The 18,763-nt window shown below is 41.3% G+C and carries 20 protein-coding genes, 12 tRNA genes, 1 rRNA gene and 1 pseudogene; all 34 read right to left on the bottom strand.

Going from position 1 to position 18,763, the window contains the following annotated elements; translation table 11 throughout:
• Nucleotides 1-8: 8 nt before the first annotated feature.
• Nucleotides 9-353 carry a 50S ribosomal protein L22 gene (gene rplV / locus STRCR_RS02485; protein WP_004228640.1) on the bottom strand — a complete coding sequence of 115 codons (345 nt, stop codon included), beginning with the start codon at nucleotides 351-353 and terminating at the stop codon, nucleotides 9-11.
• A 15-nt stretch (nucleotides 354-368) separates the two neighbouring features.
• Nucleotides 369-644: a 30S ribosomal protein S19 gene (gene rpsS, locus STRCR_RS02480; protein ID WP_002959393.1), complete on the bottom strand. Its 276-nt coding sequence runs from the start codon at nucleotides 642-644 to the stop codon at nucleotides 369-371.
• Between the two features lie 334 nt (nucleotides 645-978).
• The gene (gene rplB / locus STRCR_RS02475) at nucleotides 979-1,812 is read right to left on the bottom strand and encodes a 50S ribosomal protein L2 (RefSeq protein ID WP_004229613.1); all 834 of its coding nucleotides are present in this window, start codon (nucleotides 1,810-1,812) and stop codon (nucleotides 979-981) included.
• A 17-nt stretch (nucleotides 1,813-1,829) separates the two neighbouring features.
• A complete protein-coding gene (locus tag STRCR_RS02470) occupies nucleotides 1,830-2,126 on the bottom strand; it encodes a 50S ribosomal protein L23 (RefSeq protein WP_002959398.1) in 297 nt (98 codons plus the stop codon).
• Nucleotides 2,126-2,749: a 50S ribosomal protein L4 gene (rplD, locus tag STRCR_RS02465; protein WP_004229607.1), complete on the bottom strand. Its 624-nt coding sequence runs from the start codon at nucleotides 2,747-2,749 to the stop codon at nucleotides 2,126-2,128. Before rplD ends, STRCR_RS02470 begins: the two co-directional genes overlap by 1 nt.
• 23 nt (nucleotides 2,750-2,772) lie before the next feature.
• Nucleotides 2,773-3,399, bottom strand: a complete 627-nt coding sequence (gene rplC / locus STRCR_RS02460; RefSeq protein ID WP_004229536.1) for a 50S ribosomal protein L3 — start codon at nucleotides 3,397-3,399, stop codon at nucleotides 2,773-2,775.
• A 106-nt stretch (nucleotides 3,400-3,505) separates the two neighbouring features.
• A complete protein-coding gene (rpsJ, locus tag STRCR_RS02455) occupies nucleotides 3,506-3,814 on the bottom strand; it encodes a 30S ribosomal protein S10 (protein ID WP_002959404.1) in 309 nt (102 codons plus the stop codon).
• A 324-nt stretch (nucleotides 3,815-4,138) separates the two neighbouring features.
• Nucleotides 4,139-4,927, bottom strand: a complete 789-nt coding sequence (locus STRCR_RS02450; protein WP_004226331.1) for an acetoin reductase — start codon at nucleotides 4,925-4,927, stop codon at nucleotides 4,139-4,141.
• Between the two features lie 135 nt (nucleotides 4,928-5,062).
• The gene (locus STRCR_RS02445; RefSeq protein WP_040804784.1) at nucleotides 5,063-6,346 is read right to left on the bottom strand and encodes an MATE family efflux transporter; all 1,284 of its coding nucleotides are present in this window, start codon (nucleotides 6,344-6,346) and stop codon (nucleotides 5,063-5,065) included.
• Between the two features lie 34 nt (nucleotides 6,347-6,380).
• Nucleotides 6,381-7,865, bottom strand: coding sequence for a threonine synthase (thrC, locus tag STRCR_RS02440; RefSeq protein ID WP_004229889.1), 1,485 nt, complete (start codon nucleotides 7,863-7,865; stop codon nucleotides 6,381-6,383).
• A 426-nt stretch (nucleotides 7,866-8,291) separates the two neighbouring features.
• On the bottom strand, nucleotides 8,292-9,398 hold the full coding sequence (locus tag STRCR_RS02435) for a hypothetical protein (RefSeq protein ID WP_004229972.1): 1,107 nt from the start codon (nucleotides 9,396-9,398) through the stop codon (nucleotides 8,292-8,294).
• A 130-nt stretch (nucleotides 9,399-9,528) separates the two neighbouring features.
• Nucleotides 9,529-10,275, bottom strand: a complete 747-nt coding sequence (locus STRCR_RS02430; protein WP_004227975.1) for a flagellar basal body-associated FliL family protein — start codon at nucleotides 10,273-10,275, stop codon at nucleotides 9,529-9,531.
• A 157-nt stretch (nucleotides 10,276-10,432) separates the two neighbouring features.
• Nucleotides 10,433-11,206 carry a hypothetical protein gene (locus tag STRCR_RS02425; protein WP_004227118.1) on the bottom strand — a complete coding sequence of 258 codons (774 nt, stop codon included), beginning with the start codon at nucleotides 11,204-11,206 and terminating at the stop codon, nucleotides 10,433-10,435.
• Between the two features lie 95 nt (nucleotides 11,207-11,301).
• On the bottom strand, nucleotides 11,302-13,080 hold the full coding sequence (locus STRCR_RS02420) for an acyltransferase family protein (protein ID WP_004226309.1): 1,779 nt from the start codon (nucleotides 13,078-13,080) through the stop codon (nucleotides 11,302-11,304).
• Nucleotides 13,077-13,475 (bottom strand): MORN repeat-containing protein, encoded by a 399-nt coding sequence (locus tag STRCR_RS02415; protein WP_004230002.1) that lies wholly within the window; start codon nucleotides 13,473-13,475, stop codon nucleotides 13,077-13,079. The genes STRCR_RS02420 and STRCR_RS02415 overlap by 4 nt, the downstream gene beginning before the upstream one ends.
• Nucleotides 13,476-13,485: 10 nt before the next feature.
• Nucleotides 13,486-13,911 carry a low molecular weight protein-tyrosine-phosphatase gene (locus STRCR_RS02410; protein WP_004226622.1) on the bottom strand — a complete coding sequence of 142 codons (426 nt, stop codon included), beginning with the start codon at nucleotides 13,909-13,911 and terminating at the stop codon, nucleotides 13,486-13,488.
• A gap of 45 nt (nucleotides 13,912-13,956) precedes the next feature.
• A complete protein-coding gene (gene ruvB / locus STRCR_RS02405; protein ID WP_004225173.1) occupies nucleotides 13,957-14,955 on the bottom strand; it encodes a Holliday junction branch migration DNA helicase RuvB in 999 nt (332 codons plus the stop codon).
• A 250-nt stretch (nucleotides 14,956-15,205) separates the two neighbouring features.
• Nucleotides 15,206-15,598, bottom strand: coding sequence for a 30S ribosomal protein S9 (rpsI, locus tag STRCR_RS02400; protein ID WP_004229517.1), 393 nt, complete (start codon nucleotides 15,596-15,598; stop codon nucleotides 15,206-15,208).
• Nucleotides 15,599-15,617: 19 nt separating this feature from the next.
• Nucleotides 15,618-16,064: a 50S ribosomal protein L13 gene (rplM, locus tag STRCR_RS02395; protein WP_002962718.1), complete on the bottom strand. Its 447-nt coding sequence runs from the start codon at nucleotides 16,062-16,064 to the stop codon at nucleotides 15,618-15,620.
• Nucleotides 16,065-16,278: 214 nt separating this feature from the next.
• On the bottom strand, nucleotides 16,279-16,905 hold the full coding sequence (locus STRCR_RS02390; protein ID WP_004229318.1) for a sigma-70 RNA polymerase sigma factor region 4 domain-containing protein: 627 nt from the start codon (nucleotides 16,903-16,905) through the stop codon (nucleotides 16,279-16,281).
• Between the two features lie 231 nt (nucleotides 16,906-17,136).
• A pseudogene (locus STRCR_RS11950) lies at nucleotides 17,137-17,280 on the bottom strand (IS982 family transposase); the annotation flags it as partial.
• Nucleotides 17,281-17,409: 129 nt separating this feature from the next.
• Nucleotides 17,410-17,493: transfer RNA gene (locus tag STRCR_RS02385), tRNA-Leu, on the bottom strand.
• Nucleotides 17,494-17,508: 15 nt separating this feature from the next.
• Nucleotides 17,509-17,580 (bottom strand) — tRNA-Gln (locus tag STRCR_RS02380).
• Between the two features lie 5 nt (nucleotides 17,581-17,585).
• Nucleotides 17,586-17,658, bottom strand: a tRNA-His gene (locus STRCR_RS02375).
• Between the two features lie 6 nt (nucleotides 17,659-17,664).
• Nucleotides 17,665-17,735: transfer RNA gene (locus STRCR_RS02370), tRNA-Trp, on the bottom strand.
• Nucleotides 17,736-17,741: 6 nt separating this feature from the next.
• A tRNA-Tyr gene (locus STRCR_RS02365) sits at nucleotides 17,742-17,822 on the bottom strand.
• Between the two features lie 17 nt (nucleotides 17,823-17,839).
• A tRNA-Phe gene (locus STRCR_RS02360) sits at nucleotides 17,840-17,912 on the bottom strand.
• A gap of 18 nt (nucleotides 17,913-17,930) precedes the next feature.
• Nucleotides 17,931-18,004 (bottom strand) — tRNA-Met (locus tag STRCR_RS02355).
• Nucleotides 18,005-18,014: 10 nt separating this feature from the next.
• Nucleotides 18,015-18,104 (bottom strand) — tRNA-Ser (locus tag STRCR_RS02350).
• 5 nt (nucleotides 18,105-18,109) lie between these two features.
• Nucleotides 18,110-18,181: transfer RNA gene (locus tag STRCR_RS02345), tRNA-Glu, on the bottom strand.
• Nucleotides 18,182-18,192: 11 nt separating this feature from the next.
• A tRNA-Ile gene (locus STRCR_RS02340) sits at nucleotides 18,193-18,266 on the bottom strand.
• A gap of 33 nt (nucleotides 18,267-18,299) precedes the next feature.
• A tRNA-Gly gene (locus STRCR_RS02335) sits at nucleotides 18,300-18,370 on the bottom strand.
• Between the two features lie 5 nt (nucleotides 18,371-18,375).
• Nucleotides 18,376-18,448, bottom strand: a tRNA-Val gene (locus tag STRCR_RS02330).
• Between the two features lie 93 nt (nucleotides 18,449-18,541).
• Nucleotides 18,542-18,657, bottom strand: a 5S ribosomal RNA gene (gene rrf / locus STRCR_RS02325).
• Between the last annotated feature and the right edge of the window lie 106 nt (nucleotides 18,658-18,763).

Genomic DNA, 18,763 nt, shown 5'->3' with positions numbered 1-18,763 from the left:
TTACCTCCTTATTTTTCTGCAACAACTACGGTTACGTGAGTTGTGCGTTTGTTGATTGGCGACGCTGAACCCTTGGCACGTGGACGGAACCGTTTCATGGTTGGTCCTTCGTTGGCAAAGGTTTCAGATACGACCAAGTTTGCTTTTTCCAAACCAAAGTTATTTTCCGCATTTGCGATAGCTGAATTCAAAACTTTTTCAACCACACTTGCAGCTTTATTTGGAGTGAATTTCAAGATTGCGATTGCATCAGCAACGTCCTTACCACGGATAAGGTCAAGAACAAGACGTGTTTTACGAGGTGAAACACGCACTGTACGAGCCATTGCTTTAGCTGAAGTAATTTCTGCCATTGTGTCCTCCTCCTATTAACGAGTTCTCTTATCGTCTGTTGCGTGACCTTTGTAAGTACGTGTTGGTGCAAATTCACCAAGCTTGTGACCTACCATGTCCTCTTGGATGTAAACTGGTACGTGTTTACGTCCATCATAAACAGCAATTGTATAACCGATAAAACTTGGGAAAATCGTTGAACGACGTGACCAAGTTTTGATAACTTTCTTCTTTTCTTCGTTGGCTTGAGCCTCAACCTTTTTCATCAAGTGCTCATCAACGAAAGGTCCTTTTTTAAGACTGCGTCCCATTTAGTATTTTCTCCTTTAAATAAGTACCACAGCGGCTTGAGCGCAAGGGAGAAACCCAAGAATTAGCCAATTCATTGTCCTGCCCAGATGATTGATAATTTCGCTGTAGCCCTGCTACAAGAAACTGGAGTCAACTCTGCGCGAAATCAGCAGTATCAACCAAGCATTCAAATTGAGTTTTTCCCCTGATAAACCCTACCGAGCTGGCGGAATGTTCATAACTGACCGGCGCAATAGTTGACGGTCAAACAGCGGCGTTTTTTAACTTGCTATTTTCCTCGTCAACTGCGCGGGAGTCTCGCTACGAAGTTTTAACAAACTTCTGCCCGGCCGCTTATTTTTCGTTACGACGACGAACAATAAGTTTATTTGATTTAGCCTTCTTGCTACGTGTCTTAAGACCAAGCGCAGGTTTACCCCAAGGAGTAGATGGCGCTTTACGTCCGACTGGCGCTTTACCTTCACCACCACCGTGAGGGTGATCATTAGGGTTCATAACTGAACCGCGGACAGTTGGGCGAACGCCTTTCCAGCGATTGCGTCCAGCCTTACCAAGGTTAATCAATGATTGTTGTTCATTACCAACAACCCCAACGGTCGCACGGCAAGTTCCAAGAATCATACGAACTTCGCCAGATTGAAGACGAACAAGAACGTATTTACCTTCTTGACCAAGTACTTGAGCTGACGCACCAGCCGCACGAACAAGTTCTCCGCCTTTACCAGGTTTCAATTCAATGTTGTGGACGATGGTACCAACTGGAATATTTGCCAATGGCAAAGCATTACCAACTTTGATATCAGCATCTGGTCCAGATACGATGCGTTGACCAACTTCAAGACCCTTAGGGGCAATGATATAAGCTTTCACACCGTCAGTGTAGTGAACAAGAGCGATGTTAGCGGTACGATTTGGATCGTACTCAATTGTTTTAACAACGGCTTCAACACCATCTTTATTACGTTTAAAGTCGATAATACGATAGTGGCGTTTGTGCCCTCCACCGTGGTGGCGAACCGTGATACGGCCATTATTGTTACGACCAGCAGTCTTGTTCAACGAGACAAGCAATGATTTCTCAGGAGTGTTTGTAGTGATTTCTGCAAAATCCAAAGAAGTCATATTACGACGGCCATTTGTTGTTGGTTTAAAAACTTTAATACCCACCTTATTTCCTCCTTAGATTATTCAGCTTCAGCTGCGAACAACTCAATTGCTTTTGAGTCAGCTGTAAGAGTAACGATAGCTTTTTTAGTTTTACTTGTAAATCCTGTGTAACGGCCAACACGTTTTTGTTTTGGCTTCACATTTACAGTGTTGACACTGGCAACTTTTACACCATCAAAAGCAGCTTCGATAGCTTGCTTGATGAGCAATTTGTGAGCACGTGTATCAACTTCAAATGTATATTTTCCGTTTTCCAAGTCAAGCATTGACTTTTCAGTGATAACAGGTTTTTTGATTACGTCATACAAGTTCATTATGCAAGAACCTCCTCGATTGTAGAGATAGCTTCTTTAGTAACAAGAAGTTTGTCTGCATTTATGATATCAAGAACACTTGCAGTTGCTGCCGTAGCAACAGTTACGTTGGGAAGGTTGCGAGCCGACAGAGCAGCAGCGTTATTTCCTTCTTCCAAAACAACAAGTACCTTTGAATCAATGCCAAGTGCGCTAAGAACCTTTGCAAATTCAGCAGTTTTTGGTGCTGCAAACGAAAGAGCGTCCACAGCAACCAGCTTTTCTTCAGCGACTTTAGCTGAAAGGACTGATTTCAAAGCAAGGCGACGAACTTTTTGTGGGAATTTGTAAGCGTATGAACGTGGAGTTGGACCGAAGACAACGCCACCACCACGCCATTGTGGTGCACGAATAGAACCTTGACGCGCACGTCCATTTCCTTTTTGGCGCCATGGCTTACGACCACCGCCAGATACTGCCGAGCGGTTTTTAACCGCATGAGTACCTTGGCGAAGACTAGCACGTTGGCTGATTACGACGTCGAATACTACTGATTCGTTTGGTTCGATACCGAAGACAGCGTCGTTCAATTCAACTGTGCTAACCTCCTTACCAGTTTGGTCAAATAGTTTTACGTTTGCCATTATAACTGTTTTCTCCTTTCTTATTATTTAGCAGCCTTTACTGCCGTCTTGATAGTGATAAGAGATTTCTTAGCACCTGGGACATTACCTTTGATCAAGATAACGTTTTTCTCTGGGATGACTTGTGCAACTTCAAGGTTTTGAATAGTTACACGGTTACCACCCATGCGTCCAGCCAAGTGTTTATTCTTGAAAACACGGTTAGGGGCAACAGGCCCCATTGAACCAGGACGGCGGTGATAACGAGAACCATGCGCCATAGGACCACGCGATTGACCGTGACGCTTGATAGCACCTTGGAAACCTTTACCTTTAGTTGTACCAGTTACATCAACAACATCTCCAGCTTCGAATTGTTCAACGGTCAATTCTGAACCAACTTCCAAGCCTTCAATGTTTTTGAATTCACGAATGAAGCGCTTAGGAGCTGTGTTAGCTTTCGCCACATGGCCTTTGGCAGGTTTGTTGCTCAACACTTCACGCTTGTCATCAAAACCAACTTGAACTGCAGCATAGCCATCAGTTTCAACAGTTTTCACTTGAAGCACAACATTTGGTGCCGCTTCGATGACAGTAACAGGGATAAATTCACCAGATTCAGTGAAGATTTGAGTCATTCCCACTTTTTTCCCTAAGATTCCTTTTGTCATGAGAAAATATTTCCTTTACTTTATTTTTTAAAAAGTTTTTTATGAGCGTTTTTCGTGCTCAAAAAAGTTTTTAACGAGCGTTTTTTATGCTCCAGATAAAATCAAATTAAAGTTTGATTTCAACATTGACACCGCTTGGAAGATCCAGCTTCATCAAAGCGTCAACAGTTTTTTGCGTTGGATTCACAATGTCAATCAGACGTTTGTGGGTACGCATTTCAAATTGTTCACGTGAATCTTTGTATTTATGAGTCGCGCGAATAACAGTGTAAAGACTGCGTTCAGTTGGCAACGGAATTGGACCAGCAACTGATGCACCTGTACGGGTTGCAGTTTCTACGATTTTTTCTGCCGCAGTGTCAAGTGTGCGATGTTCGTACGCTTTCAAGCGAATACGGATTTTTTTATTTGCCATCTTTTCTCCTCTCGTCTATTTACGATAATAGGCTAGCTCCTCAAGAAAACCGACAGGCCGCCGCGTGGCAATGCAGCCGAGCGTGTCGCAACCTCTTGCATCATAGCTAAGGCTGTAATTTACAGCACCATAATATAATAGCAGAAATACCAAGGCTTGACAAGGGGTTTTGCTTCATTTTTTTGAAATTTTCAGGAGGAAATCCATTATCATTATATACAATCTATTCTTGACCAATGTTGTTCACTATACCTTATTTTTATAAAAACAAAAGAGTCCTTCACTAGGACTCCTTAAAGATTACAGTTAATGTTAGTAATAGCTTTAGATGAATTGAATACCACCATCAATTTGAACGGCTTGACCAGTCATATAGTCAGATTTAGGTGATGCTAAATAAGAAACATAGTTAGCAACATCAGCTGGCTTTTGCACACGACCCATGGTAATCATCTTAGAATATTGCTCCAAGTACTGACCTTTTTGCCCTCCTTTAAGTTCAACCATCTTTTCATCAATCAGATCCCACATATCTGTCCCAACAATCCCTGGACAGTAGGCATTAACCGTTATATGCTCCTGTCCCAGCTCTTTTGCAGCCGCTTGTGTTAAACCACGAACAGCAAATTTGGTTGATGAGTATGCTCCCAAGAGATCGAAAGCAACATGACCGGCGATACTCGAAGCATTGATAATCTTACGAATTTTTTCCCCATCATTTTGTTTACGGAATTGCTCTGTTGCAACCTGTATTCCAAAAAGAGTGCCAAAAACATTGATTTTAAAAATCCTATCAAAATCTTCTGCTGTTTCTTCTTGAAGAGTCTTAATTTGGGCAATTCCAGCATTGTTGACATAGACATCTAATCGACCGAACTCCGACACCGCCTTTTCAACAAACTTAGAATGATCTTCTTTTTTGGAAACATCCCCTACAACAAAACTCGCCTTATAGCCTTTAGAGGTCAATTCATCAACTGTAGCCTTAGCAGTTGCCTCATTCAAATCTGCAACAACAACTGCAAATCCGTCTTGGCAAAGTTGACTAACAATCCCCTTACCAATCCCTTGACCTCCACCTGTGACGACTGCAACACGATTTTCGTTTGCCATAATGGTACTCCTTTCGCTTTTAAAAACTAAACTCAAGCTGAAGGCTTCTCCAGCTCCTATCCAACAACCATTACAGCAACATTCTATACATTATAGAAAGCGCTGTCAACAGCTAGAGGTCCCTCTTCATATAATTTAATTCTTCAAAAATTTTACGTTTTTATAACGTAAATAGAGAAAGGCAAATCGAAAGGCATTATCAGCCAGAGTAGCCAGCCAAACCGCTGACAAACCATAACCCAACGCAACCACCAATAGGTAACCCAGACCTATTCTAATAATCCACATACCAAAGCTAGTAGCATAGAAAGGAAGGTTAGCTTTTCCCAGCCCCTGCCAAACTGCTGTATAAATTAGTGTCCCAGCCGTGATTAAACTCCCGACAAAAGAATAAAAAATGACAATTCCACTGTAAGCTATGACACTACCATCACTCGTAAAAAGGCCTGACAGATGATTCCCTAGAAGAAAGATTAGGCCGCCAACGATTAACATCAAAAAAGCTGCTAGCCAATAGGTTTCACGAACAATCTGCCTCAAAGCCTGATAGTCCTCTTGACCTAAGCTGTGGGCAACCAATATAACTGTTGCTGTGGCCACGCCCATACCCGGCATATAATTAAATTGGGTTAAAGTCTCCCCGATAGCATTACCAGCAACAGCCTTGGTTCCCAGACCAACAATCAAGCTGACAATAATCACATCTCCTGCCCGCATCATTAACCTTTCTCCTGAAGCAGGCAGAGCCAAATTCAGCAAAGCCTTATTCCAAAGGCGACTTGCCCTGAACTCTCGCACATCCAATTTTGCTGAAGACCAAAGCAGCAGCGTTCCAATCAAACGCGACAAAACCGTCGAAAAAGCCACTCCTGATATTCCCCAATGACAGACAAAAATAGCAATCGAAGAAAGCAAAGCATTTAGGAGATTGGAAAAAAGGCTAACATACATAGAAACCTTGGGACGTCCTTGAGCCCGTAAAATATTCCCCAAAACCGTCATCAAGCCTAGAAATAGAACTCCCCCGCCAACAATAGCCAAATAAGTTCCACCTGCCTGAGTTACATTTCTTTGTGTTCCCAACAAACTTAAGAGACTAGAGCCGGCAAAGATTGAAAAAAGCCCCAAGAGGACCGTTAAAGCCAAGGTCAACAAGAGAGCGTCCCAACTATTTCGCCGAGCCAATATTGGCTCCTTAGCTCCTAAATTTTTAGCAATTAAACTAGCAACCGCACTGCCTAAGGCAATCAAGACCGCCTGATAGATAGCTAAGATATTATTAGCAACCGACACACCCGAGACGGCAACAATCCCAACTTGAGCCACTAGATAGTTATCAACGACTCCCATCAACATCTGGAGGAAATTCTCCACCATAGCTGGTAGAGCCAAATTCATAATATTTTTTTGATAATTCATTTGATAAATAAATAAAAAAGCCACACGGCTTTTTCTAAACTCCTAGATAATCTTCAACAGCCTGTTGCATATCAGCTGTTGCAACAACCGTCTTGTGACGGACTTCAGCCGTTTCTAAACCGTCAACTGCCTTGGGTACCGCTACACCTGATAAATGATGTAATTCTTCCACCGCCTTGAAGTCATCTTCAACATCCTGACCGCCAACAGCCGACACAGCCACGCGCGGAAATTTATAAGGACTGGCCGTCGAAGCGATGACAACCGGAGTCTCATCACCAGATTCTTTCTTATAGGCGTGGTAAACTGCAGAAGCAACTGCCGTATGAGGATCTTCAATATAAGCAGACATATCATAAACCCGCTTAATTTCAGCAGAAGTTTCTTCTTCCGTGGCAAATCCAGCCTCAAAGAGATCCAAAATCTCAGGACGAACGGGCTCTAGTTGGTACTCACCTTTTTCTGCCAGACAATCCATCAAAGTCTTAGTTTTAACCGCATCATTTCCTAAGAGGTGGAAGATCAAGCGTTCCAGATTAGACGACACCAGAATGTCCATAGAGGGACTAGAGGTTACCTTGAAGTCCCGCTTTTTATCATAAACCTTGGTCGCAAAAAAGTCTGTCAAAACCTTGTTTTCGTTTGAAGCACAAATCAGCTTAGCAATCGGAACCCCAATTTCTTTCGCATAGTAGGCCGCTAGAATATTACCGAAGTTTCCCGTGGGGACTGTTACATTAATCTTTTCACCATTTTGGATATCCCCCGCCTTGATTAACTGGGCATAAGCGTAGACATAGTAAACAATCTGCGGTACCAGACGACCAATATTCATAGAATTTGCAGAAGACAGCTGCATCTTCTTATCTAGTAGCTTTTGCCTCAGTTCCTCATCGTTAAACATCCGCTTAACATCGGTTTGAGCATCATCAAAATTGCCTTCAATCGCAACCACGTGAGTATTAGAACCCTTTTGCGTAGTCATCTGTAATTCCTGAATCTTGCTGACACCGCCCTTAGGATAAAAGACAATAATTTCTGTTCCAGGTACATCTGCAAAACCAGCCATGGCTGCTTTACCTGTATCACCAGAAGTCGCTGTAAGGATGACAATTTTATTATCAATCCCTTGCTTCTTAGCCGACGTTGTTAAAAGATGAGGTAGAATCGACAAAGCCATATCCTTAAAGGCAATGGTTGAACCATGAAAAAGCTCCAAATTATACTGATCCCCCAACTTAACCAAAGGAGCAATCTTTGGTGTATCGAACTTACTGTCATAAGCCTTAGCAATGCAAGCATCTAATTCAGACTCCGTGAAGTCATCCAAAAAAGCCGATAGCACTAATTTCGCCACCTCTTGGTAAGATGAGTCTTTTAACTGATTAAAATTAAGCTCAACCTCAGGCAAGTTCATAGGAGTAAAAAGTCCCCCATCGCTTGCCAGACCATGCAAAATTGCCTGACTAGCTGTCACCTGATTTTGAGCATTCCTAGTTGATTGATAAATTAAAGTCATAATTTTTCCTCTTCTAAAAAGATGAAAACTCGCAATAATCACTGGCCATTGGCCCAATTAATTTCTTGAGCTCTTGAACACAATTAGCTGCTTTTTCCAAGCAAGTTTCTAGCCAACTTGGCCTTGGTCAATAGTCTTTGAAACATTATAACATAATTGTCAGAATATTTGGCAGTCATTCTAGTTTTAAATGAGAAAATGTTCATTCTGTTAATTCTCAAAACTAAAGACTGTTGTACCCTTTTTCATGGAACCCTCAGCTCTTAAAAATGATGCCATATTTAAAAACAAAACTTAGTTAATACTGAGACTGAGCTCTGCTGAGTTTAAGTGATTTTCTAACACTAAATTTCCGTTCTAAATCACCTAAACACTCTAAGCGTTTAGCCAAATAGAAAAGAGTCTAAATAGCTCAGACTCTTATTTCTATTTAAGATTTAAACTGACAGTGTGCCCTTTAGCATCCGTTAAAGTCAAACCAGATGAGGTCTTTTTGTAAGATACCTTTTCACCTTTTTCGAAACTAGTCAGTTCACTATCTGAATTGACCTTGGTCATTTCAATTTTACCGCTAACGCGATCAACCTTTCCCTCAAATAAAGTGCCCGATACCTGTCCTTTATCAGAATCATAGTCTAGGCCTTCATTTTCCACTTCACTAGAGAAAGTCTTCTCAAACCCCTTCTGATCTAGACTAGCTTTTTTAATCAAACTATTCATCAGGTAGTTCCACTCATCATTTGAAAAATCATCCTTATAGTCAGAATAATAAGAACTAAAGTTAGATTTTACTTCATCATAGAAGTCGTCATAATTCACATCATAACTAACAGTTGCCTTGACCTTATCATCCTTAATAGTTGTTTCAACCTTGGCATTGTCAGTAAAGCTGGAGTAGCTAATAGTTCCCTTGTCAAAATTAGTATCTTTCAGCTCATCTTCTAAGTCTTTCTGCATACTCTTAACTTGATAGGTTCCGTCAACATTTCCTGATAGTTGGCGATACAAGAAGATGCCACCAACAAGTAAAATAATAGCAGCAACTGCCCCGACAATACTCCAAACAATTCGTTTAGTCCGACCAGGTTTGGCTTGAGGAACCACGACATAGGCACCTTGAACAGGAGCACCGTTAGGAGTTGCTGGGTTAACCATCATGTTAGGATTCTGATAAATCGGCGCTGTTCCAACAGGATTCCCTACCGGAACATTATTGGTGGCTTGAGGCGAAATTTGTTGGGATTGAATAAACGGCTCTTGCGACTGAGGCTGAGAATTTTGAACTTGATTATTGACAAAATTTGGAGAATATTGAGGATTTTGAACCCGATCGTTAGCTGGATTCTGAGACATCTGTGGTGACCCAGCAATCGTATTTTGGGGAGCCACTCCTTGATGAGGAAGTGGTTGATCAAAATTAGGTTGACTAGCCTGATTTCCTTCTGTCCGTAATTCTGACTGCAGACCTGCGTGATTATTGAGGGACTCTGATTGAGCAGCCTCTGAATACGTGCTAAACTCTTCTGTTGACATAAAAACTCCCGTTAAGATTATTTTAAGTTAATCCTACCATGCTTTACTTAAACTGTCAATCACATTTGAAAGAAAATTTACTGAAACGTAAGAAAAAAACCAACCCAACGAGGTCAGTTTTCAAGCCATTTTATTTCTTTTCAAGCTTAAGTGTATCGCTATCACCACTATCTGTTAAAGTAATACCTGAACTTGTTTTCTTATAAGAAGTTGTCGAACCTTTTTTGATACCTTTTAAATCTTTGAAAATACCATCATCATCGTTAGTCTGTAATTCACTATTATAGTTTGTGACTTCGATTTTCCGTGACCAACGATTAACCTTCCCCTTAAAGATTGTTCCTGATACAACCCCAGTATCTGAGTTATAGGTTAGACCATCTTCCTCAGCAGATTCCTCTATCGTATCGTTGAAGTCGCTAATAACAGCTTCTTTTGATGGTATTTGGGATTTCACAAACTGTTTTTGTTCACTTGAAAAGCCAGCCAATTGACTTTCAATAGTGTCTTGATAAACCTTGTAAGCTTCATCTGTATCAACTTTATAAGTAACCCTAGCGACAGCTTGATCGTCTTTGACCTTAATATCAACATCCATGTCCGTAAAGATTTTGCTGTAATCAATATCACTATCTGTATTCTTTTCTTCAATTTCCTTTTGGAATGCTTTTTCTAGAGAAGCTGCATGATAGTTCCCATCAATATTACCAGATACATACCACCAAGCTGAGCCCCCACCTGCAATTAGAGCAATAGCAGCTAGGACTGACACAATAATAATAACAACCAATTTGGCATTCATTTTATTTTTCGCCTGCATCGGTACCTGCCCCGGAGCCATTCCTGACATTGGACTTTGATTTATTTCTTGTGACATGACGATCTCCTTTTTAGTTTTATTTAAGTTAAATTCTAACATCTCTTCTTGCTGCTGTCAATAAAAATATCAAAAAATCAATATACAGCCAATCCCAGCCACAGCCTTACTAACTCCAAACCAGAAAGAAAAGAGCTCCAGATGGACCTCTTTTAACCTAGTCTTTTCTCAACTGGATATCCTTGTCAGCTTCCAAATTAATACCGGTTGAAGTTTTCTTAAAGGCTAGTGATTCACCCTTTTTAAAAATATCCAAAGCATTGGTACTTTGCTTATCATCACTGGCAACTAAGCCACCCTTGTCATAATATTTCGTAATATCAATACTATGAGTCCAGCGGTTGACCTTACCTTCAAAAATGGTAGCAGTCGCTGTACCTGATTCTTCATCAAAAGTAAAGCCAGATTGCTTAGCTAGAGCTGCTGTCTGTTCGTTGAACTGCTTGATAAAATCTTCTTCAGTCGTAACTGTACCATACTGTTGCAAATCATCCAGACTAATTCCTGGGTGTTTTTGAATGTCAGCTTCCAACATATTCTTGTATTGGTTATAGGCTTCCTTGCGGTCAAAACTGATAGTTTCTGTTGCTACAGCCTTATCATTTTTGATCTTGACCTTCACCTTAAAATCAACATACTGGCTCACATCAATCTTTGTTTCAGAGTCACTAACATCTTCATTGCTCTTTACAGAATTTTTAGATTCTTCTTCTAGGGTTACTGCTCGGTAATTCCCATCAATATCGCCAGACAGATAACGATAAGCAGCCCCGCCAGCTCCCAGTAAAATTAGAATAAGGAAGAGCGTCCAAAAAATCTTCTTTCCTTTTGACTTTTTCTTAGTTTTTTTGTGGGACTGCGTCCGAGAATCCCTGCCTCTTCGACTAAAACTCTGCTCTTGTGCAAATTCTTGATTAAATTCTTCTGACATGTTCACTCCTATTATTCGTGCTAAAAGCCAGCTTATCATCTAAGCCGGCCACTGTCAACGATAATTTCCTATGTTTTTTAAATGTAATATTTTTGTTACTGACCCTTGGCTGGTTTTCTAGCAGCATCAGCTACAGCATCCTGAATCGTTTGTACATAAAGATCAGCTCCATTAGTTGACTGAGAATAGTGAACACCATCAGTCCCTCCCCAAATATCAGGGTTATCCTGAGCAGTTTGGTACCAATCTGCCACACTAATATACGCATTATCCTGAGCTAACTGAAGCTCATAATCACGTACGGCAGACATCTTAGTATCTTCTTGAGAATCATAAGGCGTCACCAAAACTAAACGATGACCGTCTGGTAAAGCATCTAGAAACTGCTGAATGTCATCCTGATAATTATCTGGTGAATTAACACCAACAGCTAAGACTACCGTCTCTGGCAAGGTATTGGAATCAATATTCGTTTTGAAGGTTTCATAAGCTGCATCAAAACTCCGACTGACCGAAGCGTCCAATAAAGCATTAGGCATCTTACTAGTAAACGTATCTTGAGAGCGAAGAGCCACCGAATCACCAATAATCAAAACATTATTCATAGCATTGGCATCACCAGCTGTCCGCTGATTGGTTAAATTCATTCCAGTGTCTGCTTGAGTAAGTGAATCTACCAAGACACCTGATTCAAATTCCCCTAATTTTGGGGCCATAAAAGTGATTAATAAACTAGCCACAGCCAAGGCTCCTGCCAATCCCTTAATCCATTTTTTATAAGGAATGATATTGAGCTCGGTCCCCAACATTTTAGGCTCTTTACCCGCAATCATTGGCTCAATAACATAGAAAGAAAGAGCCGCGAAAACTGTTGAAAGGACAAAGGTCAACAAACTTGCCAACCAATTTGGCATTAACTGGGAGAAGATGATGTAAAAAGGCCAGTGAAAAAGATAAATACCATAACTGATATCCGAAAAGAAGGTAATAACCAGAGGTTCATCCACATCAGGAATTTTATCATGCAGGGCTCTTGCCGCATAAATCATGAGGCAGGCAAAGAGACTTGCCAGAGCAAAACCAAAGAGGTAAGTCAGTTTTCCTTCATAATTCAAGATAAAACCAAGTAAAAGAAGCAGGACAAAACTACCAATAAATTGCAACAAGATACGCTGTAAGGGCCAGCGTTCCACATTTTTTCGGAAACGCTTAGTCGTATCTGTTACTCCTGACATAGTAGCATAAATGGCACCTAGGTAGAAAGGAAAGCTGTGACTAAAAGTTGAAAAATAATTAAAAGAAACATCGGTAAGGAAACTACCGACAAACATGGTCAAATAACCTAGCAAAAAGAGGCCAGTCGAAGCCAAAAAGATAGCTCCGCGGAAGTTTCCCTGTGAAAGCTTCCGCTTTGATAGCCACCAGATAAGAACGCCCCAAAAGATATAGAAATGCACTTCAACCGCCAAACTCCAAGTATGAAGAAAGAGATGGGGGGTGAACTGATTTTCATAGTTACTTCCGATAAAAATCTCATACCAATTGGTCATAAAACCAAAAGCCGCAACAATTTGCTTACCGATACTGGCGATAAAATCATTTCTGACCAAGAGGGTAAAGGGCATGGTAACCAAAATCATAATCACCACTGGTGGAACAATCCGATAGAAACGCCGCTTGAGAAATCCCAACAAGTCAATACTTTGTTTGCGATGATACTCATCAATCAAGAGAGCCGTAATTAAGAATCCTGAGAAGGCAAAAAAGACATCAACCCCGATAAAACCACCGGGCAATGCTTTCCTAAAAAAGTGGTAGACCAGAACCAATAAAAGTCCTGTTACCCTGACAAAAGAAAACCACTTAATCCTCATTTTTGATAAATTCCTTGCTTAAACCTTCCACTGTATTTCTTCCCATCAGCTGTCGTCAGGGTTCCCTTACCATTAGCCTGACCCTTACTAAATTCGCCTTTATAAGTCCAGCCACTTTTAGCCTTAAAAGTCCCCTGACCTTCAAATTGTCCATTGACGAAATCTCCTTCGTACTGATCCCCGTTTTTATAAGTGAGGTTACCTTCGCCATTCATCTTATTATTTTTAACACGACCGACATAGACAATCTTGTCCTTATCAAACTTTAAAGTCTGATGAGAACCAAAAGGCATTTTCAAAATAGAGAGGGCACACAAAAGGATAACAATAGCAGCAGCTATTTCCAATCGCTCTCTGGTCAGCTGACTCAAAAAATCTTTTATTTTCTTTTCCATTAGACACTCATTAATTTAATTTTTCTATCCAAGATCGACAACCAGCTTTTACTAACTGATAGGTCTCTTCAAAATTTCCTGTAAACCACGGATCCGGCACACCACCCTCAATAAAAAATTGTATTTTAGAAGCTGGTGCCTGCGGAAACAAGGCGCGCAAATCTTTGATGTTTTGTTGATCCATCCCAATAACAAAATCAAAAACCTCTATATCTACCTGAGAAATTTGCTGAGAAGTTTTATTCTTACTATAAGGCACACCGTACTGTTTAAAGATAGCCTGAGTCCCCCGATGAATCGGATTTCCATGCTCCCAAGAAGAGGTTGCACGACTCTCAACATAAATTTCAGCAGGATCAACCATAGACTTCATGATAAATTCCGCCATGGGACTGCGACAAATATTTCCAAGACACACAAAACATATTTTTTTCATAGCGCTATTATATCATAGAGAACGCGAATTCAAGGAGACCAAAACCTAGTTAATTTTCTGGTCAATACCCAAATGTTCATAGGCCTTGGCAGTTGCCATCCGACCCGAGCGTGTCCGCATGATGAAGCCCTTTTGAATCAGATAGGGCTCATACATATCCTCGACTGTCTCCCGCTCTTCAGCAATATTGATAGCCAAGGTCCCCAGACCAACCGGCCCACCTCCATACATTTCAATCATCGTTCGAAGGATTTTCTGATCAATATAGTCCAATCCTTCTTGGTCAACATCCAGCATGGTCAGAGCCTTGTCAGCGATTTGAGCATCAATGAGACCATCTCCAACAATTTGAGCATAGTCCCGCACCCGTTTTAGAAGCCGGTTGGCGATCCGAGGAGTTCCCCGGCTGCGTTTGGCCAATTCAAGGGCCGCTTCATGGGTAATATCAGCCTCAAAAATCTCAGCCGTTCGTTCAACAATCTCAGTCAAATCAGCTTCTTTATAGTACTCCATATGGCCATTGATACCAAAACGAGCCCTCAAAGGATTTGAAAGCATACCTGCGCGAGTCGTTGCTCCAATAAGCGTAAAAGGAGGTAAGTCCAGATGAACACTTCTACTTGACTCGCCAGCCCCAATCATGATATCAATGTAAAAATCTTCCATGGCACTGTAGAGGACTTCTTCAATAGCCATGGGCATTCTGTGAATTTCATCAATAAACAGGACATCACCTGGTTCCAAGTCATTAAGAATAGCAACCAAGTCCCCAGCTTTTTCAATAGCTGGGCCAGAGGTTTGCTTGAGATTGACTCCTAACTCATTGGCAATCACAAAAGCCATAGTTGTCTTTCCAAGACCAGGAGGGCCAAAGAGTAAAACATGATCCAAGGCTTCATCCCGCAGCTTAGCTGCCTCAATAAAAATGGCCAATTGATCCTTAACCTTATCCTGCCCAATATATTCCTTGAAAGTTTGAGGCCGTAGCGTTCGCTCGACCTGTTCCTCGCTCTCCATCATTTCATCATCTAAAATTCTAGCCATATTACCATTATATCACAAAAGATAAGCTCTCAAATAGGGGAGGTCTAAAGTTTTTTATCACATTCTTAATGGAAATAGTTTGTAAAATCAGCTACTCCAGTCTAAAAAGATTACTCAACTTCTTACTCACCATCCAGACTATATGCCTTTTTCCCTGATGGATACTGCCTTATCTAGTAAAAATTAAAAATATATAAAACACCCATAGGGCAAACCCTTGGGTGCTTTGAATATTGATATAAAGCTGTTCTTAACGTTTTGAGAACTGACTAGCTTTACGTGCTTTCTTAAGACCTGGTTTCTTACGTTCAACCATACGGGCATCACGAGTAAGAAGTCCAGCGCGTTTGAGTGAATCACGAAAATCTGGATCTACTTGCAGCAATGCACGTGCAATACCATGACGGATTGCACCTGACTGACCTGCATAACCACCACCAACAACGTTAACAAAAACATCGTATGAACCAATAGTTGATGTAACTGCAAATGGTTGGTTAATAACGAGACGAAGATCAGCGTGTGGAATGTATTCTTCTACATCTTTGTTATTAACAGTAATTTTACCAGTACCTGGAACCAAACGAACGCGTGCAACAGCGTTTTTACGACGACCAGTACCTGCATATTGTGCTTGTGCCATTAATTATGCTCCTTTCCTCTTAGATAAGACCTGAAATATCAAGAACTTCTGGTTGTTGTGCAGCATGCGTATGTTCGCTACCTACGAAAACTTTCAACTTCATGCCTTGTGCGCGTCCAAGAGTATTATGCGGAAGCATACCCTTAACTGATTTTTCAATCAAGCGAACAGCATTCTTAGAACGCAACTCACCAGCAGAGATTTGCTTCAACCCACCTGGATACATTGAGTGAGTATAATAAATTTTATCAGTCGCTTTTTTACCAGTTAATTTAACTTTTTCAGCATTGATAACAATGACAAAATCACCTGTATCAGTGTGAGGGGTAAAGGTCGGTTTGTTTTTACCACGAAGTACGCTAGCAACTACTGCAGAAAGACGGCCAAGTGGGACATCTGTAGCATCAACAACGTACCATTTACGTTCAACTTCACCTGGCTTAGCCATGTATGTCGTTTTATTCATGATTTCTCCTATAGATCGTTTTTGTTTACAATGTGGATGTTCCGGTCCACAGATTATTTCCAAAGCTTTCCGGGGCTTCTGAAATGGGGTAAACAATACCAGCTACTATCTTATCAATTCCAAACAGCTAAGTCAAGTAGTTTTCCTTTACTTTCTACTAAATTTTTCTAAGTTATCCATAGTCTATAAGTAAGCAAGGCCATGGATATCTCTTCTAATCATCGTTGTCAAAATCTTTAAATTCAACCTTAATATCTTTGATAAAAGCTCGTTTCCCTTTAAATGAATTGCCTCTCATTAACAATAAAATTTTCGCATAATCCTCGGGGCACAATTTACTTTTGAGCTCTGCTAATTTGTCTTTCAGAGCACAGTAATCAGCTGGGTCCATCTGCTGGGAAGGAATCATATGCCCCAATTCAGAGATTTCTTCATAAATCATTTTATCAAAAGCCCGTTTCTGACTCTCTTGCTTACGAATATTATCCAAAACATAACTTCTAAACTTAGTTTTGAAATAAGCTCTCAGCTTTTCTTCATCATTTGCAAGCGCTGGAAACCTTTCTAGTAATTGATAAAGAATAATCCGCGCTTCTTGCCTCCAGTCATCATAAGTCCACAATTTAATATAATAATCTCTTGCTAACTTATTAACAGTTTTTTCAACTTGTCCAAACGCACTAACAAACGAAGAATCATCCATATCCAATACCTCTTTCAAACAGAATAATAAACCAGCAGCAACAATCTCTTTTGCTGTCACTTCCTCAAATTCTTCTTCCTCTTCCGGTGGCAAAGCAGAAAGTTTGTCAAAAATATCTTTGAGTTTTTCTTTATCCATATAAAATCTCCTTCAATTTCTTTTGCTTAATTATAATAAGAAATTTAAAAATACGATAGCGACATCGATGTCACTATGAAAGAAATTGAATAACAAATAGATCGAATACCCTTCTTTAAATAAGGCACACTCCCACAGCGACCTTATATCTATTTATCCGTAAAATAAACAAAAAAACAAGGAAAAGCTTAAGAAAAAATAAAAAGAGTATAAAACTCCCCGTGGTGCCAGTTAAAAACCTAGATTATAAGCAAAGATAGCCTGCTCTAACCAAAGCCCCACCCCCTTTGAACTTCTCATTAATGGTCTTTCGATGTTAAACTCCGAGCACAAAACTGAAAACCGTGTTTCATAGGAGGAACGCATGGCTTTTAATGTTCCACACTGTATTGTGATGGCGTTTAGCGGTATCATTTAAGTGGTTCATTTGGATGACTTCTGTTCGTTGAGAACTAAATGAAAAACAAAAAAAGAACCTCAATTGAGAATTGAGATTCTAACATATACCGGCGGCCGGGGTCGAACCGGCACGTCCGTGAGGACACTGGATTTTGAGTCCAGCGCGTCTGCCAATTCCGCCACGCCGGCTAGTATATTTTCAAACTGGGGTAGCTGGATTCGAACCAACGCATGAGGGAGTCAAAGTCCCTTGCCTTACCGCTTGGCTATACCCCAAAATAGGCGAATGATGGGGATCGAACCCACGCATGCCAGAGCCACAATCTGGTGTGTTAACCACTTCACCACATTCGCCATAAACACGGGCAGTAGGAATTGAACCCACACTGAAGGTTTTGGAGACCTTAGTTCTACCTTTAAACTATGCCCGTAAGCAATGGAAGGGGAGGGATTCGAACCCCCGAACCCGAAGGAGCGGATTTACAGTCCGCCGCGTTTAGCCTCTTCGCTACCCTTCCTTAATAATATTAAATTATGGCGCGAGACGGAATCGAACCGCCGACACATGGAGCTTCAATCCATTGCTCTACCAACTGAGCTACCGAGCCTTCCTACCCTATCAGGTATTGCGGGAGCAGGATTTGAACCTACGACCTTCGGGTTATGAGCCCGACGAGCTACCTAACTGCTCCATCCCGCGATGATATTAAAGGAGGATGTGGGATTCGAACCCACGCGTGCTCTTACACACCTGACGGTTTTCAAGACCGTTCCCTTCAGCCGGACTTGGGTAATCCTCCAACAATAGTCCGTACGGGATTCGAACCCGTGTTACCGCCGTGAAAAGGCGGTGTCTTAACCCCTTGACCAACGGACCTTTGTTGCTAATGGGCACAAGTGGACTCGAACCACCGACCTCACGCTTATCAGGCGTGCGCTCTAACCAGCTGAGCTATGCGCCCAAACTCTTGTTTGGTTTATAATTTTCATTATAAAGCGGGTGACGAGAATCGAACTCGCGACAACAGCTTGGAAGGCTGTAGTTTTACCACTAAACTACACCCGCTAAAATGGGAGTTAACGGGATCGAACCGCTGACCCTCTGCTTGTAAGGCAGATGCTCTCCCAGCTGAGCTAAACTCCCTCGCGGGGCTTAGCTCAAACTGGTCCCTGTCGTGCGCTAACGCTTCGACAAAGTCGAACTTCCGTCCTCCTTAGCTGAGCTAAACTCCCTATCGCTAAGCGACTCCCTTATCTCACAGGGGGCAACCCCCAATTACTTCAGGCGTGCTAGGACTTAACTGCTGTGTTCGGCATGGGAACAGGTGTCTCTCCTAGGCTATCATCACTTAACTATGAATGGGTTAGGTGGGAAACGTCGTTTCCTGATTCCCCAACCCAAACAATCCTCTGGATTGTTTGTGCACTCAAAATTGAATACCTATCTATTGTACCAAGC

This window comes from Streptococcus criceti HS-6 (assembly GCF_000187975.2).
GTDB lineage: Bacteria > Bacillota > Bacilli > Lactobacillales > Streptococcaceae > Streptococcus > Streptococcus criceti.
The sequence above is the reverse complement of the archived record's forward strand: the minus strand, read 5'-3'. Positions and strand labels throughout refer to the sequence as shown.